The organism is Leptolyngbya sp. FACHB-261, assembly GCF_014696065.1.
Lineage (GTDB): Bacteria > Cyanobacteriota > Cyanobacteriia > FACHB-261 > FACHB-261 > FACHB-261.
Genome location: NZ_JACJPL010000024.1, coordinates 129,767 through 145,524 on the forward strand (window position 1 = coordinate 129,767; position 15,758 = coordinate 145,524).

Sequence of the window (15,758 nt, forward strand, 5' to 3'; positions counted from 1 at the left end):
AACCATTTCGAGTGGAACTTAGTTTCCATTACCGGGTAGAAAGGCATGAAATCGCCATTGGCCCCGTGAGCGCACAAAAATAGCGCGATAATCAGTTGGCTCGTGAAAGGCATAACGGTTCTGCACAAAGCCACGCTGACCGTTGGGCAAAATTATGGGCGACCAGGCATTGAGCTTAAACGCTTCTGCCTGAAAGTTGCCCTTCTGATAGGTTTGCCAGTCCCGTTGCAAAGCCTCATTTGAAGCCGTTGCGATCACTGGGTAGTCCATACCAGGGCCAGAGCGAATGTTCACACTGTCCCCCCGAATTCGAATCGCAGATTCCCCATAGGTTGAGGGCTGCATAGGTCTCAAATCTGGACAGTTCCACAGATTGGAGCCCGGCTCTTGGTTGGGGATGCGAAACTGAGTCTCCGCTGCACAGCCTGCCACCACTGCTTTCTCTAAATGCTGCCAGAAAGGAGCATTGGCATCACTAATCTTGTACGTATCCAAACTGATCGTGCCGCCCCAACTCCACTGCGTCTGTAGCGTGACCAGCGAGCGCACAAAGGCAGCGTCTCGCCGCTGGACTGCGTCCAACAAACGCAGCCGAAATTGCAAAAAGCTGCTGGCGGATTCAGAAGGTTTGGCCGATGGTTTAGCTGACTGTTTAGCCGATGCCGATGGCCCTGTTGAACTTGAGGCCGGACGAGGCGACACGGGTGGCACTGTAGGTGCTGTAACAGAGGGTGGAGTTGGCGTGGATTGAGCTGTTGGTTGAGCCTCAGGTGATTGGGCCTGAGTTAGCTGAGCCTGAGTTAATTGGCCCTGAGTTGATTGGCTCTGAGTTAATTGACCCTGAGTTGCTTGATCTTGGCTTGGTTGCGGAGATGTGACGGGTGCGCTGGCTGTCGCCACTGTAGGTTCAGGATTGCTCCGAGCCGTCAAATAGGCAACTGTTGCGATGGTGGAGCCCAAAATACTTCCTACAACCACCAGCGCAGCCAGAAGGAGCTGTTGTTGCTTCATACCAATTGAATTGACATTAATTCGTGATCGGTGAATTCAGATCTGGCAAAGCAGATAAATTTCCACTTTACGTAAAGGAAGTGGTACTGCACTTCATGCCGCCGATTCACCTGATCGGGGGATAGGAAATCAAGTTGAAATCAGGGCGATAGCTCACGTAGGTATTACTTCTAAAAGACTTATCTGAAGTTGCTGAAGTTCCTCTCTCCACTTGGGCTACCTATGAGATGCTCAACGGATGGCTCGGCAGAAAGTCAAAACTATGACCTAACCGAGAACTCAAGAAATGATCACACCATTACATACAGCTCATAGCTAGGTAAGATTACGCTCCTCTGCTCACTCCCTCACAAGGATTAAATCTAAGCAAAGCCAGCCCCAGTCTGAGAAACCTGCGCTAGAGTGTCAGAAAGCTTAGTCTCCCTAAGACTTGTACACAGACCGAGGATGGGCTCCCATGTGTATTTGCATTAATTGCCATTACGTCGACCAGTGCATTACTTATCATGCTGTCGAAGGCCAGCACCAGCAGCCCCATCTCACCGAAGAGCCAAGTTTTGAACCGGTTGGTCCAACGATTAACGTCAATATCCGTAACCACGGCACAGAGATGGAATGGGATGTCGTTGGCTGCTTAAGCTTTAAGCAGGAGACAGGTAAGTGGGCTCGTTTGCGTCCTGGCGAACTGGTTCCCACTTGAAATTCTCAACGAAAATCTCAGCTAAGAAGTAAGACTAGTCTGAAGCTCTTTCCCATAAACTTAGTCAGCGTTAATACACTCGGCTTCAGCTCCTAATTCATCCCTTAGACAGACACGCTTGGGGAGACCAGAGGTAATTAGTGCTTGTTGCAAAGCAAGCACTATATTTTTTAGGGCTCTCTCAGAGTTCTCTAAGCAGGCGCTTCCTGAAAGCTGCCTCTTGGTCCTCAAACCCTTGCAGAGCCTCACAAGCTCATGATTAGTTTGTCGAAATTATTAAGAATATTACTGCAATAACTCAAGAATTATTGAGAAACTTTTGGCTCTTGGACTAGGTAATGATACTCTCTGAGAGCCTTCCACTTATAAAGCTCTTTAAACCAATGCATAACGGCTCTTCCAAAGATCCTTTAACCGCTATTGTCACTGCTGGCATGGGTGCAGGGATTGTTACCAGTTTCGCAGTGAGTCAGGGACAAAACATCTTGACAGCTCTTGGCATCACTGCGTTTTCAATTGTGGTTGCGCTGATTGTAGACGCAGCTGATTTCTCCTAACAGTTCTCTCTTAAGGGTTAGTTAGGGGTAGTTGCTAACCCGTTATTACTGCCCAAGCTAGCACTCCATCCACACAGTGTGACTCTGGCCCTTGAGCAATGAAACCTGAGCAATTTCTTGCTAAATCTCGTCTCTCACTGTATAAGGTGTAACGGGTGTATCACGTCCAGGCTCAGGCGCTAGGCTTAGCGGTTCAGGCATAGTCGGGGAGTGGTGATCATGCAGCGTTCGCCTCAGCACTGTGCTGGGTATGGCACAATTCGCGGTTCAGTGGCTTGGCTGGGGCTCAGCCTAGGTTGTTGGCTATGGCTGGCTCCAGGTGAGCCTGTTCTGGCCCAGGAGTCTCCTGATCTTGCCTCTGGAGCAACTGAAGTCCGTCAGCCAGAGGTTACCGGCGTCATTATTGATGCCCAGGGATTAGGGTTTCAGCCCAGTATGGGGATGCGTCTGTTTGACGCTCAGGGTAGGCAAATTTATCTCACCACTGCTGCCAGGCGCCGCTTGGATGTCGATGCAATCTCTACCCAAGGCACTGCCAGCTACGCCTACAGTCTGGATCAGGCTCGTAACTTAAATCGGGCTGGCTCTCGACCTCTGATTGTCAAGGCTTTGGGTACGCAAGGCGAGGACCTGGTGATTTCGCAGGAGGACGCCGAGATCCTTCAAGCCAAGAACCAGCAAGACCGCTTTTTAGACAGAATGGCGGTAGTTGTGGTGTGGAGCGCCCCGCAACTCAGCCCACCGTTGTCGCCTGAGTTGATGCGACAGGCCCGACGCGACCGGGAGCTGATCATGCAAACGACCGGCAACCAAGCGCCTAGCCCTCAGATTTCCCGGTCTCAGAATACTGCAACTCAAGCCACTACCAATCAAGCCACTACCAATCAGGCCGCTACCAATCAAGCCGCCACGCAAACCACTCAGCCTGCCAGAAACTTGGGACCTGCCCCAGTTCAGGCTGTTCAAGCGGCTGCGCCAGTTCCGCCCGTGCCTGTGACCATTCAGCCAGCCGACGCTACACCCTGGCCATCGGGTCCCGTTGCACCTAGTACTTTTGTGCGCGAACAGCCTATTCAACGGCCAACGCAAGCAGCAACCCAAACCATTGTTCGCGGTTCCAGACCACCCGGTCCGTTGCCCCCACCAGCAACCAATTTTCCAATCACTCCCTTACCGCCTGCGCCTCAATCTCCAGTGCCTCAGGCACCTCAAACACCCACTGAATTTGAATGGGTCCGCCCCTCTAACTGATGCGTAAATTGACAAACAGCGTCAGTAGAAAGGTGAGTTGCCCAGCCAGCAGAAACAGGTAGAGCACAACCCGCTTTTTAAAGACCGTCAGCAGTAGAGCGACGGTCTTGAGGTCGATCATCGGCCCAAATACCAGAAATGCCAGTAATGAGCCACTGGTGAAGGTCGAAGCGAAAGATAGAGCGAAAAACGAGTCTACCGTTGAGCAAATCGACACAATCGTTGCCAACAGCATCATGGCAGCAATCGAACTGATCGGTCCTTGACCCAAGCTCAGCACGACTTCACGGGGCACTAAGACCTGAACCGCCGTGGCAATTGCCGCTCCCAGCAACAGCACTGCTCCCAATTCACGGAACTCCTGCACTGTGTTGGCTGCTAACAATTGCAAGCGTTGGCCTAGGGGTTTGGTCGCCACCGCTACCGTCTCTCCCTGCACAAAGAAAGTGCCACCCTGCAACAAATCGACGCTGCTGGCACTGGGCACGGAACGCACGCTCAGTGAGCGGGCCATCTGCGGCTGTAAAAGGGGCGTCAGATCTGCCTGAGCGCTGAACACCCAACCCACCAGGGTGGCAATCAGCAGTGAGAAGCTAATCCGAAGCAGCGCAATCTCAGGCTGGTCCCGGAAAGCGGTCCAGGTGGCCCAGAAGACCACTGGGTTCACGACTGGAGCAGCTAGCAAAAAGCCAATCGCTACGGAGCTGGGAGCACCCAGCATCAGCAAACGTCGCGCCACTGGCACATTGCCGCACTCACACACGGGCAACAAGAAACCCATTACCCCACCGGCCAAAGCCCCTAGCAGGGGATGGCGCGGCAGATTTGCCACTAACTTGCGCTCGTCTATGAATAACAGCAGCACACCTGACAGAATCACCCCTAACAGCAAAAAGGGCATCGCTTCGACGATCAGGCTCAAGAACAGGGTCAGGGTACTACTGAAGTTGTTCATTAGGAGGTTAGTTAGAGCAGGGTCAAGCGATCAGATCGCGGCCTAAATAGGGCTGTAGCACGTCAGGCACGCGTATGCTGCCATCAGGCTGCTGATAGTTTTCGAGGACTGCTGCCATCGTGCGCCCAACCGCTAGACCGGAGCCATTGAGGGTATGTACAAACTGAGTGCCCTTCTTACCCGGCTCTTTGAAGCGAATATTGGCTCGTCGCGACTGAAAGTCCAGGAAGTTAGAGCAACTAGAAATTTCTCGGTACTTGCCCGAAGACGGCAACCAGACTTCTAGGTCATAGGTCTTGGCGGACGAGAAACCCAGATCCCCAGTACACAACGCCAGCACGCGGTAGGGCAGTTTGAGCGCTTGCAGAATCGCCTCAGCATTGTTAGTGAGGGTTTCTAGCTCCTGCATGGAGGTATCGGGGTGACAGAACTTGACCAGTTCGACTTTGTTGAACTGGTGCAGGCGGATTAAACCCCGCATATCTCGCCCATAACTGCCTGCCTCGCGACGGAAACAGGGCGTATAGGCACAGTGATAAATCGGGAGGTCTTCACTGCTGAGAATTTCGTCGCGGTAAAGGTTGGTGACGGGCACTTCAGCTGTGGGGATTAGCCAGAGGTCATCCTCGGCACAGCGGAAGCTTTCCTCAGCGAATTTGGGCAACTGTCCCGTTGCAGTCAGGGATGCAGTATTGACCAGCACGGGCGGTATCACTTCTAGATAACCGGCGCGGGTTTGCATATCAAGCATGAAGCTGATCAGGGCGCGCTCTAGTGCCGCCCCTAAGCCCTGCAAGACCACAAAGCGACTCTGGGCAATCTTGACTGCTCGCTCGGTGTTGAGGATGCCTAGTTTCTCACCAATCTCCCAGTGGGGCAAAATCCCGTTGCTATCAGGAATATAACCGTCGCCCCAACGGCGAATCTCAACGTTTTCGTCTTCGTTCTTGCCCTCTGGAGTGGAAGGGTGAGGCAAATTGGGCAGGGCCAGCAGTTGCGCATCCAGAGAGACACGAATTTCTTTTTCTTGCTTCTCTAGTTCGGCGATCTCGGTTTTGATCGCGGTGCCCCGGTCCCGTAGTTGCTGGATCTCGGCGCTGTTGGGGTCTTTGCGCATCTGTTCGCCGACCTGTCTGCCGATGCTGTTGCCGTCGGCTTGCAGAGCAGAGCGCTTTTGCTCAAGTTCGCGCACTTGCCGGTCAAGGTCGAGTATGCCGGTCAGATCATAGGAACCGCGCATCGCTAAGCGGGCCTGGGCCTCCTCGGGCTTATCTCGCAGTAGCTTCAGGTCTAGCAAGGGAAACGCTCTCCAATGGCTGGAAGGGGTTTGCTTCACTATTTAACCCTGAAGCTGGACGGTTCTGGCTGAAGCTGGCTGCCTTGCGCCCTCTACTGTGCGGAAATCCAGACGTTTGCTCACCCTAATATCTATGACATCCAAAACATTCGGGCGGCAATTGGGAGCACTAGTCAGGAGGGCAGTGGTAGTAATGACAACAAGGACGATGATTTTCTAAGATTTTCTAAACGGTAATAAGCTATTGAGCGCTCAGGATGTAACTCCTGCATCTAGAGAGAGCTACCTGACATTAGAAAGAGGCGAAATACAATGAAAATTTTCGCAAAAAGCTCGACTCACTTAAATACGCTTGTCAAAGCTGTGCTCCTTTGATAACGTACTCTCCATCCTGCGTAAAGGAGCAACCTGCTTAGCGACAAAATCCCTCAAAAATTTAGCGCTACCCAAAAGCTTTAGCCAACTTTTGGATAGCTAACCCCCTAACTGCACAGAACGCAGTCCGGCGGCTGACAGGTGATTTTAACACCGACTAGCCACCCCGACTTGCTATTGGCAAATCACCGGGGTGGCTAACACTTTGGCGGCATTCCGGTAAGGGCAGGATGGCCCTGCCCTTACCCACAACCGCGTTCAATTTTTCGCGTTCAACTTTTGTGGAGTGGGCATGTTGATGCGCCAACTTTTGCATGTGATTAATCCGCGTCAATTCGAGATTTCGCTCAGCTATCTCGCCACCTATTTAGGCATTCCAGCCAACTGTATTTTGCGTTTTGAACAGTGGGCCAATGTCCTCTTCGTCCATCGCAAAGATCGGGGCGGGCAATTCGTGAGTTATCGCAACTTAATCCACTGGATCGAAGCCTGTGTTCGTGCCATTCAAACCTGTCCTAACCCCCAGGCCCTACAAGAACTCGGCCAATTTCTCAAAACCGAAATCGAGCGTTTCACCTACGCCGATGACGTTATTAGGTACCTGCGGCGACTCTGGCTACAACGCAAAGCCCAACTCAATCTCACCCCTAATCTCTACTCCTAACCCCTAATTCCCGCCTGACTCCCTCTCAACTTCGCCTCAATGGGGCTACATCACCCACGAACTGCCCCTGACGCCACCGCTCAAGCTCATCCTGCTCGTGGTCGCCAATTTCTACTGCTCCTCGGAGCCGCACTGCCAAACTGCCTGTCTCCCTGATCGTTTACGGCTCCGGTTGTGCCACCAAGAACTCCAGTGTCTGCTCGTCAGCTTGAAATCTGCTCAGTGGCTCCACTCGATCTGGAGCACCGACCAAGTTGGGCAACGACCGATCTTGCTCCACAACCTGTCACCCCGCCTGATCTAACTGCCTCTGAGCGAGAACTCCTGAAACTCTGGCTTAATTCCCTTATCTCAGTGGCTGGAGTTGCCTGGTCTTCAGGTGGAAGCCTGAAAAGAAATAATTGAAGGCTTTACTCCTTAGTCAGGTTTACTGGCCTCAGCTGCCAGCCTGACCGCCCAGATCGGTGCGACCCGCCAGGAGAATCAGGTGCTTGAGACTTTATCGGAATTTCTGCTGCAAGATGCCCAAGCCATCGAGGATGACTTTGGTCGTGCGATGGCGCTCACCGAAATCGTCGACCGCCTGGTCTCAGCAGGGCACTACGACCGGGCTTTGCAAATCGCCCGCACCATCGAAGATGCCTTTATCAAAACCTGTACCCTGGCGGATCTAGCAGGTCGCTACGCCGAAGCAGGTCAGTACGACCAAGCGCTGCAAGTTGCCCAAAGCGTTGAAGATGCCGCAGTCCAGAACAACACCCTGAGCGAGGTGGCCGCTAAATACGCCCTTGCTGAGCACTGCGAGCAAAACCAGGCGCTGACAGCCATGGCGCTGAAATACGCCAGCAGCGAGCAGTACGACCAGGCCTTACAGGTCAGCAGTCTGATCGATACTCCCCTGGATCAAGGGCAGACCTTGTGGCAAATTGCCCTGCAAGCCCTAAGCACTAAAGATTACCAAACAGCTCTGCGCATCAGTCGCACTATTGAAGAGCCGCTCATCCAAGCTCAAGCACTCGCCGAAATCGCCTGCCGAGCGGGTGCTGCCGAGCAGTATGACTGGGCGATGCAGATTGCTCAGTCGATTAACGAGGCAGAAATTCAGCCCCAAACCCTGAGTAAGCTCAGCAGTCAAAGCGCTGTCGCTGGACAGTTTAGTCAAGCACTAGTTTTTGCCCAGGCGATTCAAGATGTCATTCAGCTGGACATCACTTTGCAGCAGCTCGTGGCCAGAGCCCTAAGCATCGAACATTATGACCAGGCTCTACAAGCGGCACGTTTATTACAGGAACTCGATCAAAAAGACGCAGCATTTCAGGATATTACTCTCAACGTTTTAGCCTCCGGCCATTGGGAAAATGCGCTGCAAGTGGCTCAGCTGATCGAAGCGATTGAACGTAAAGACGAGGTCTTAAAAAAAATTGCAGAGCATGCCTTAAATGAGGGCTACTGGAGCCAAACCCTCGATATTGCCCAAACCATCCAGGCCAAAAGCCAACGCGATGGGATCCTGCAAAAAATTGTGTTGCGAGCCTTAGAAGCCTGTAGCTGGGACCGCGCTCTTCAGGTCACACAACTGATTCAAGATCACTCATTACAGGTGTGGTCATTAACTGAGATCGCCTTTAAAGCCTCCGAAGCTGGGCACTGCAATCAGGCACTGCAAATCGCTCAAATCATTGAGCAAAATCTGTCTAAAGCCCGTGCCTCAGCTGAATCAGTTGTCAAACTGGCAATGACTGGACATTATGACCGAGCCTTTGAACTTGCCCAGAGCATCGAAGATAGCTCCAGCAAAGCCCATGCCTTAGGTGAATTGTCAGTCAAACTAGCAACAGCTGGACATTACGCCCAAGCATTGCGAGTTGCTCAAGCAATCGAGGATGCCTCCAGCAAGGCACGCATGTTAGCCGAAGTCGGTCGGCGCTTGGCCTGGTTAGGCGCTTTGTCGAAGTAGCTGGTATTTGATGAATCAGGGCAGAGGCACAAAGTCGTAGCCCGTCTTAGACCGATTGCCAGGCTCTATTCTCACCAGCACTGCGCCACCATTGCGGTCCCCAGAAGGCAAGAAGTTGATCGGCCCGGTGGCTCCGCTAGCAGTGAAGCCAGGGGCAGCCAGAACTTGCTCCACCTCAGCGCGGCTGCGGGCTTTAGCAAGAGCCACCCGTAGGGCTTGCACCGCGTCGTAGCTTAGGGCAGTACGCCAGTTGATATCTCCACCCCACAAGCGGTTTGCGGCTTGGGTGAAGTTAGAATCAGCAGTTTTTAAGGGATGCCAAGGCACTGGCAGCACCATGCCATTGAGGGCAGCCCCACCCTGCCGCAGGCTATCAACCGTGTAGAGGGCATCATCGCCCAAGAGCGGCAGCCGATTCTGATTGGCCTGAGCCACCTGGATCGCCTGCGGCAGGGTCGCAGCATCAGGAAGCAGCACCAGCACCTCAGCCGCCGTGCCGCCTAGTTGCTCGCTAGGATTACCCTGCGAGAGATCGACCTGCTGCACCACCTGCCCCCCTTCCAAGCCCAAAGTGGTGGTGAAGGCTGTATTTAACGATTGGCTGTAGGAACTGCCAGCATTGAAGAAAATCATCGCCTTGCTTTTGCCCAATCCTTTGAGCAAGTAGCGGGCTAGAGCCGTGCCAGTAAATTGATCGCTCGGAACCGTTCGGAAAATGTAATTGCTACTGCCCTTTTGCACTTGGGCGAGTTCGGTGCTGGTGCTAGTAGGAGCAATCATTACCAGCTTATTTTCCTCATAGATCGGAGCTGCCGCTAGAGAAGTGGTACTGGTGCCATGACCCACTACCGCCAGAATGTTGCTGTCCTGCACCAGCGTATTCGCAAGCTCTTTGGCCTGGTTTGGGTCGTTGTTGTCATTGCCGATTACCACTTTGAAGGGCTGCCCTGTCCGCACAGCCTCATCCTGCGCCTGCGCCACGCCTCGCAGCAACTCACGGGCTGAGTTTGGGCTGCTGCTTACGGGTACCACCGTCGCGATCGTGGGCGCTGCGGCATTACCGATCCGGGCGTTGTTTAGGTAGATCAGCGCCTCAGGGTCATTGCGGTCGGCTTTCAGCGCAGCTTCTAGTTGAGTAGTTGCTGTTTGAAAGTCACCAGCAGCCAGGGCAGCCACCCCCGCTTGCTTATCTGGATTGGGGTTGTCGGTAAATAACAGCCGCTCACCTTGACTGAGTCGTTCGCCACTACCACTGGGTAGCGAAAGACCTCCTGTACCAGGACTACCTTGAGAGTTGAGCAATGCGCCTGGATTTAAGCCCGAACGGCTGAGAAAGAACCAACCTAAACCCAGCAGCGCTGCCGTAATTAGAAACGACAGCAGTAGTAGAGGTCCTTCCTTACGGTTTCCGGCCATAGCAACTCAGGTGGTAATTCTGTGTGATTGTTCTTTGATTTTGAGGGTAGGTGACTTGAAGGCAGGCGACTGCAATGAGGTCACTTAATCAGGTTGGAGAGGAGCGTGTAAACCAAGCGGAACAGGGTCGCTAAAGCCACCGCTGCCAAACTGGCGAAAACTGCCAAAGCCAGAGTGGGCACAGCAACGGCTCTCGCCAAAACTAGGGCAGCCGCCACTGTGATGCTCAGTAGGACCAGTCGCTCTGTTTTTTCAATCCAGCGCAGGGTTTGACCAATGATCAAAAGCGCAACGACTAAGCCCCAGGCCACTAGGCCACCCGAAAGCCCACCCAAAACACCACTGCCCAGCCCCACAATCAGTCGCCAGAGCAAACCGGCTTCAAAACCAGTAAAGGCCGCCGAAACTAGCAACCGTGTTAGCGAGAAACCAGCCGATGTGGCTGGGGATTGAGCTGGGGGTGCGGGGACCGGGGGCGGAGGAGCTGGGGTTGGAGCCGGTTTTTGCAGGTTAGTCGAGCGACGCTTGGAGAGCCGCTTGGAAGCCGGGGGCTGGGGGGTTAGAGGTTGAGAGGCTGGAGGCTGGGGACTAGGGATCGGGGTTTGCAGGGCAGCTAGAGCTTCACCGGCAGTTTGAAAGCGTCGGGTCGGTGCCGACTCCAGCATCCGATCTAGAACACTGCCGAGATGGTCACTCACCTGGGTATGCGGTCGCCAAGCCCAGCAGTTGTTGTGGGGGTCAAACAGTTCCTCTGGTGGCTTACCCGTGAGCAAGCAGATGCAGGTCACGGCCAGGGAATAGAGATCGGTCGAAGGAAACACAGCGTTGCCGTGAGTCTGTTCGGTGGGCGCAAAAAAGGGAGTGTAGATGCCAGTGAGCCCTCGTGCTGGGTTGGCAGCAGCTCGGGTTACCTGCTTCACCGCACCAAAATCTAGCAAATACAACCGTCCATCTTTGCGCCGCATAATGTTGGCGGGCTTAATGTCGCGATGGATCGAGCCAGCCTCATGGACGAATTCCAGCACCGGCAGCATGGAGGTCAGCACTTCCCGCCCCTTGGCTTCGCTGAAGGGTCCCTGGTCGTGCAGTTCCTCTTCTAGCGTTTGGCCATCGACAAACTCTTGAACCAGGAAAAAGAACTCCTGGGCTGCTTGAGAACCAAAGCCTTTAACGGGCAACTCAAAAAAGGCCAGAAGATCAGGGATCTGCGGGTGTCGTCCCAGGTCTTCGAGCACTTCGCCTTCGCGAATAAACAATTGCTTGGCTGTCTCTAGCTGATTGGCATCTAGACCCAGCGAGGGCTGCAACTGCTTCACTACACAGCGACGTAAACCAGGTGTATAACGATCCTGGGCAATGAAAGTGGCACCAAAGCCACCCCGAGCTAACGGTTTTATAATCAGGTAGCGGCCCACCAGAATCAGGGGCATACCGCAGGTGGTGCAGAACTTTTGCTGCACCGTTTTGAGGGTCGCTAGACTGTCAAGATCGCTATAGCTATTGAGTGGGCGAGGACAGCCAGGACGGGTGCAGAAGAGGTCCATGGGCGTTTATCCGTCTCGCTGGCAGCGTTCCCAGAAACTGAGCCATCTCCAGAGTATCGTCTCCAGTTTGCTTCTTTGGTGGTTCCTTGGATAGTCCCAGAGATTTTGGCGACGATTCTGGCTTGCTGCGATTGAAGTCTGAGCCTGTGATGCAGAATTTTGGCCCTATTTTGGCCCTCAGGTTGCAGGCGCTTTCCGATTAGACCTGGATTAGCCTGTATAGGGTAGCAGGTGCCAGTAGCCCGGATGGGGCCTTGAAGCCATGATTGCTACGATCGACAGCCTAATCAGTGCGGATGGTGCCTCCGAAGAGCAACCGAATCCGGTGCAGTTCATGAACGATGAAACCTACCAGCGACTCAAGGCTGTCTTGCAACTCAGGTTGCGTCGCCAAGTGCTGATCGCAGTTTGCGACAACTTGCAGCTCCGGTCTCAGCTGCTGCAAGCTTGTCACCAAGATTTATCCACGAGTGCTAAACTGGTGGATCTGCAACTGGAAATGACAGATCCAGATCCCTTGGCGCAGGTGAGCGAGTGGCTGCGCAATAACCCAGGCTATCCTCAACCAGTATTCCAGGTGCTGGGCATTGAGCGTCTGACTCTGGCTCCCGCTCTGGCGCAAAAGCTGTTTCTCAGCAATTTGGAGCGCATTGAGTCTGCGTTGCGGCACCTAGACTCAACCCTGGTGTTCTGGTTCACCCAGCCCTGGGCCAGTGCAGCTTGTCAGTCTGCGCCTCTGTTCTGGAGTTGGCGCAGTGGGGTTTTCGAATTTGAAGGCGATCCCACCCCAATTGCAAACCAGGGCAGTGTAGCTGTGCCCGATATCCGGTTGCCAGAAAACGCGCCGAGTCTGGCGGAGCGCGAGACGGTCACAACCGAGCTGCTTACCACCGTGTTTGGGATGGCCAACGGCTCAGCCGAGTCACCACCTCCTGACTTAACCCCTGCTACGCGCCCACTTTCCCCTAGACCCCTTGAGGCTGCAAGTGCCGCTCCGGCTGAGGCCCCAGAGGATCTAGCTGAAGCAATGGCCAACGAAGCTATTGCCGAAGCGACTCTTGAACCTGCTAATGATCTAGACAATCAGCGGGCCAATGAGGTCATTAGCGAATCTGTCGGTGAACTTACCAGTGGACCAGTTGGTGAATTTGAGACAGTCAGCAGCCTAGAGGAACCAGACTCGCTCCAAGTGCAGAGCGAGGAAGTCGATTACCTCAGCCCCGAGGACTTGCAGGAATATGAGTCGATCCAGGCTGAGATGGTGTCTGCGGCTTTAGAACAGGTCGCTCTTGGTTTGGAAGCGCCGAGTCTGGCCGAGTTAGAAGCGGCGATTAATCAGAGTCTGGCTGCATACCAGGAGCCCACCGAGGTTAATCTGACCGATGCGGATTTGCCGGAGGATCTGGATGGCTTAGGGTCCCTGTTTGATGCCGTGCTGGTCGAGCCAACGCTGCCGCCTGTTGAAGCCCCTGCAGCCGGCCCACCAGCTCAGACCCAATCGCCAACCCAATCTCAACCTCAATCTCTAGCTGCTCAAGCCGAGCCTGAGCAGGAAACCCCTCAAGATCTGGGTCTAGGTTCACTGTTTAGTGATGCCCTCATCGATCAGGGTCAGGGTGAGGACACGGGGTCGCTCTTCAGTGAGGCACTGATTAATGAGCTGATTGCTGCTGAAGCGCTGCCTGAGACACCCGTTGAGCTGCCTATAGACCTACCTATAGAGTTGCCCGTTGAGACACCCCCTGAGATACCCAGGGAGATACCCACTGAGACGCCAGCAGCACCAGTTGATCTGCTAGATGAGACTGAAACAACGCAACTGATAGAACCCACTGAGGTTCAAGAACAGCGCGGCGAGATTGCTGAACTAGAGGAGACACAAGCCAGTCCTGCGCTGCTGGCGCTGGAGTACCGTAGGCTGGGTGACTCGTTCCGAGAATTATCGGAGCAGCAGGGTGGACTCAATCCTTCCCATCTGCTCCAAGCTGCCCAAGCTTATCAGCAAGCCTTAGATCACCTGGATCGGACCCAAACCCCAGCCGAGTATGCCGAAATCCAGAACGACTTGGGCAATGTCTTCTGGCTAATTGCGCAGCACAGCACCGACCCAGCGGCCTGCCTACATTCCAGCATCGCGGCCTATGAAGCGGCGCTGCAAGTAGCCGACTCAGCTCGCTACCCACAGGCTTACGCGATGGTCCAGAACAACCTGGGCACCGCCTACTCTGATTTAGCGCGTTACAAGGAACCAGCCGCTAACCTGCAACGGGCAGTTCTGGCTTATCAGGCCGCTTTGCTCTATCGCACACCAGATAGCGAACCACTCAAATACGCCGCCACCCAAAACAACTTGGGCACTGCCTATTGGAACCTAGCTCAATACGTAGAGCCCACCAAACATTTACAACGGGCAATCCAGGCCTATCTCAGCGCCTTGGAATACTACACACCTGAAACTGATGCTCTCTCCTACGCCATGATCCAGAACAACCTGGGTACGGCCTACTGGCAGATTTCTCAGCAAAAGGGGATTGAAGCAGCTGATGCACCAGCCAGCCTGCTGCAAGCGATTGGCGCTTATGAAGCAGCCTTGGTCTATCGCACATCAGAACGCCATCCGAGCGGTTACGCAGCGACGCAAAACAACCTGGGCACAGCCTACTGGCATCTCTCTAAACACCTGGATCCGGAGCAAAATCTGCAACGTGCGATCATGGCCTATGAAGCGGCTTTGCACTACACCGAGGTGCGCCAGCCGCCAGTTTCAGCCAGCTTTGATCTCGGGGCCACTCACAACAACTTGGGTTTGGCCTATCGGCATTTGCCCACTGGCAATCGCCGCCGCAATTTAGACCGTGCTTTACGTCACCACGGCCACGCTGCCCAAGGCTGGAAGAGCCAACCTCAGGCGTACCAGAGTGCCGTTGGCAACTTGGTTCAAGATATTCGTACAGCGTTTACTGAATTTGGCATTGAGGGCCAGGCCAAAGCTCTGTCTAGCGTTCCAGCGGAACTGCTCAGTGATGTCATGAAGCGGCTCTAAGCGAAGTAGCCAGGCCAGAGATTTAGGCTAGAGATAGAGGAGTAAAGATTTTCTGGACTCTTCGCAAGGTTGCCTGAGCACAGGTCTATGATCCATTGGTTAATCCATCTGTTTGATGGACTAACCAATGGATTGTTTGATGGCCGTTCGTGCTCGCTTCCTTTGTAAGTTTTAGGGATGGAAAACCATGTCAGCCGTGACCGTTCAAGGCATCGATGAAAGTAAATTATCGGCTCCAGCACGCAGTGCACTCGCAATTCTAAAAAGCTTGCCAGCTGAGCAAGTCAACGAGTTCAAACAAACTGTCGGTCTGAGTCAACCTGGGGTTATTGGCCCTACCTCTCCACAAGCGTTTGTGCAGTTCTGTGAGCGGGAAGGGGTTGACCTATCGCCTGCGGGCATCAGTGCTTTTAAGGCATCACAAAATCTAGAGAAGAGCTCAGAGATTGGCCCGACAACGGCTGCTAAGTACTACGCTGCCTACAAAAATCGCAAGACCAATCCTGAGAAAGAACTGGTCGCTGTTGCTACTTCCTACGTCGGCGTTGAGGAGCGCGGACCTAATCGCGGCAAAGAAGTTGAGATGTTCCAGAAGGCCGTAGATGGCAAGGCTCAGGGTGAGCCTTGGTGTATGGGCTTTGTGCAGTTCTGCATCAAAACCGTTGAAGCTTCCACACGGTCTCAGTCCAAAATTTTTCGCTCTGAGCACTGCTTAACCGTTTGGGAGAAATCGCCTAAAGATCTACGCTTGGCACGACCGGAACCAGGTTGCTTGATCATCTGGCGCCACGGTAACAGCTCAAAAGGGCACGTCGGCTTTGTAGAGAAAGTTAAGGCCGATGGCAAGAATTTCACAACGGTGGAAGGCAACACAGGTGGCGGCAGTGGCGTCGAGCGCGAAGGTGATGGGGTCTACCGCAAGTCACGGGACATTGACGGAGCGGGTTCGATGAAAGTCGCAGGCTTCCTGCGCGTTTTCTAGCGCGGT

Annotated in this window: 12 protein-coding genes; 7 read left to right on the top strand and 5 right to left on the bottom strand. The window is 53.9% G+C overall.

Going from position 1 to position 15,758, the window contains the following annotated elements; translation table 11 throughout:
- Window positions 1-18 precede the first annotated feature (18 nt).
- Complete coding sequence (locus tag H6F94_RS15140; protein ID WP_190803074.1) at window positions 19-1,011, bottom strand: SH3 domain-containing protein; 993 nt, start codon at window positions 1,009-1,011, stop codon at window positions 19-21.
- A 457-nt stretch (window positions 1,012-1,468) separates the two neighbouring features.
- Between H6F94_RS15140 and H6F94_RS15145 the strand changes: the two genes are divergently transcribed.
- The 3 genes from H6F94_RS15145 (at window position 1,469) to H6F94_RS15155 (ending at window position 3,519) form a co-directional block, all read left to right on the top strand.
- On the top strand, window positions 1,469-1,711 hold the full coding sequence (locus tag H6F94_RS15145; protein ID WP_190803075.1) for a Ycf34 family protein: 243 nt from the start codon (window positions 1,469-1,471) through the stop codon (window positions 1,709-1,711).
- Window positions 1,712-2,094: 383 nt separating this feature from the next.
- A complete protein-coding gene (locus H6F94_RS15150; protein ID WP_190803076.1) occupies window positions 2,095-2,268 on the top strand; it encodes a hypothetical protein in 174 nt (57 codons plus the stop codon).
- Window positions 2,269-2,487: 219 nt separating this feature from the next.
- Entirely contained in the window at window positions 2,488-3,519 is a 1,032-nt protein-coding gene (locus H6F94_RS15155) for a TP0624 family protein (RefSeq protein WP_190803077.1), read from the top strand.
- On the opposite strand, the gene H6F94_RS15160 is transcribed toward H6F94_RS15155, so the two are convergent.
- Both H6F94_RS15160 and serS read right to left on the bottom strand, forming a co-directional pair.
- Window positions 3,512-4,474: a permease gene (locus tag H6F94_RS15160; protein ID WP_190803078.1), complete on the bottom strand. Its 963-nt coding sequence runs from the start codon at window positions 4,472-4,474 to the stop codon at window positions 3,512-3,514. The genes H6F94_RS15155 and H6F94_RS15160 overlap by 8 nt on opposite strands.
- A 22-nt stretch (window positions 4,475-4,496) precedes the next feature.
- The gene (serS, locus tag H6F94_RS15165; protein ID WP_190803079.1) at window positions 4,497-5,771 is read right to left on the bottom strand and encodes a serine--tRNA ligase; all 1,275 of its coding nucleotides are present in this window, start codon (window positions 5,769-5,771) and stop codon (window positions 4,497-4,499) included.
- A 673-nt stretch (window positions 5,772-6,444) separates the two neighbouring features.
- On the opposite strand from serS, the gene H6F94_RS15170 reads away from it, so the two are divergent.
- Together H6F94_RS15170 and H6F94_RS15175 are read left to right on the top strand one after the other, a co-directional pair.
- The gene (locus H6F94_RS15170) at window positions 6,445-6,810 is read left to right on the top strand and encodes a hypothetical protein (RefSeq protein WP_190803080.1); all 366 of its coding nucleotides are present in this window, start codon (window positions 6,445-6,447) and stop codon (window positions 6,808-6,810) included.
- A gap of 487 nt (window positions 6,811-7,297) precedes the next feature.
- Entirely contained in the window at window positions 7,298-8,767 is a 1,470-nt protein-coding gene (locus H6F94_RS15175; protein ID WP_190803081.1) for a hypothetical protein, read from the top strand.
- 15 nt (window positions 8,768-8,782) lie between these two features.
- Here H6F94_RS15175 and H6F94_RS15180 read toward each other — a convergent pair whose 3' ends face one another.
- Together H6F94_RS15180 and H6F94_RS15185 are read right to left on the bottom strand one after the other, a co-directional pair.
- Window positions 8,783-10,183: an ABC transporter substrate-binding protein gene (locus H6F94_RS15180; RefSeq protein WP_190803082.1), complete on the bottom strand. Its 1,401-nt coding sequence runs from the start codon at window positions 10,181-10,183 to the stop codon at window positions 8,783-8,785.
- Window positions 10,184-10,263: 80 nt separating this feature from the next.
- A complete protein-coding gene (locus H6F94_RS15185) occupies window positions 10,264-11,727 on the bottom strand; it encodes a serine/threonine-protein kinase (protein ID WP_190803083.1) in 1,464 nt (487 codons plus the stop codon).
- Window positions 11,728-11,989: 262 nt separating this feature from the next.
- On the opposite strand from H6F94_RS15185, the gene H6F94_RS15190 reads away from it, so the two are divergent.
- Both H6F94_RS15190 and H6F94_RS15195 read left to right on the top strand, forming a co-directional pair.
- Window positions 11,990-14,770, top strand: coding sequence for a tetratricopeptide repeat protein (locus tag H6F94_RS15190; RefSeq protein ID WP_190803084.1), 2,781 nt, complete (start codon window positions 11,990-11,992; stop codon window positions 14,768-14,770).
- A gap of 187 nt (window positions 14,771-14,957) precedes the next feature.
- Window positions 14,958-15,752 (top strand): CHAP domain-containing protein, encoded by a 795-nt coding sequence (locus H6F94_RS15195; RefSeq protein ID WP_190803085.1) that lies wholly within the window; start codon window positions 14,958-14,960, stop codon window positions 15,750-15,752.
- The last annotated feature ends 6 nt before the right edge of the window (window positions 15,753-15,758 follow it).

What these genes read in the sequence shown, in the direction of transcription:
- H6F94_RS15140 (WP_190803074.1), bottom strand. Translation starts at nt 1,011, where the DNA reads ATGAAGCAACAACAGCTCCTTCTGGCTGCGCTGGTGGTTGTAGGAAGT.
- H6F94_RS15145 (WP_190803075.1), top strand. Translation starts at nt 1,469, where the DNA reads ATGTGTATTTGCATTAATTGCCATTACGTCGACCAGTGCATTACTTAT.
- H6F94_RS15150 (WP_190803076.1), top strand. Translation starts at nt 2,095, where the DNA reads ATGCATAACGGCTCTTCCAAAGATCCTTTAACCGCTATTGTCACTGCT.
- H6F94_RS15155 (WP_190803077.1), top strand. Translation starts at nt 2,488, where the DNA reads ATGCAGCGTTCGCCTCAGCACTGTGCTGGGTATGGCACAATTCGCGGT.
- H6F94_RS15160 (WP_190803078.1), bottom strand. Translation starts at nt 4,474, where the DNA reads ATGAACAACTTCAGTAGTACCCTGACCCTGTTCTTGAGCCTGATCGTC.
- H6F94_RS15170 (WP_190803080.1), top strand. Translation starts at nt 6,445, where the DNA reads ATGCGCCAACTTTTGCATGTGATTAATCCGCGTCAATTCGAGATTTCG.
- H6F94_RS15180 (WP_190803082.1), bottom strand. Translation starts at nt 10,183, where the DNA reads ATGGCCGGAAACCGTAAGGAAGGACCTCTACTACTGCTGTCGTTTCTA.
- H6F94_RS15185 (WP_190803083.1), bottom strand. Translation starts at nt 11,727, where the DNA reads ATGGACCTCTTCTGCACCCGTCCTGGCTGTCCTCGCCCACTCAATAGC.
- H6F94_RS15190 (WP_190803084.1), top strand. Translation starts at nt 11,990, where the DNA reads ATGATTGCTACGATCGACAGCCTAATCAGTGCGGATGGTGCCTCCGAA.
- H6F94_RS15195 (WP_190803085.1), top strand. Translation starts at nt 14,958, where the DNA reads ATGTCAGCCGTGACCGTTCAAGGCATCGATGAAAGTAAATTATCGGCT.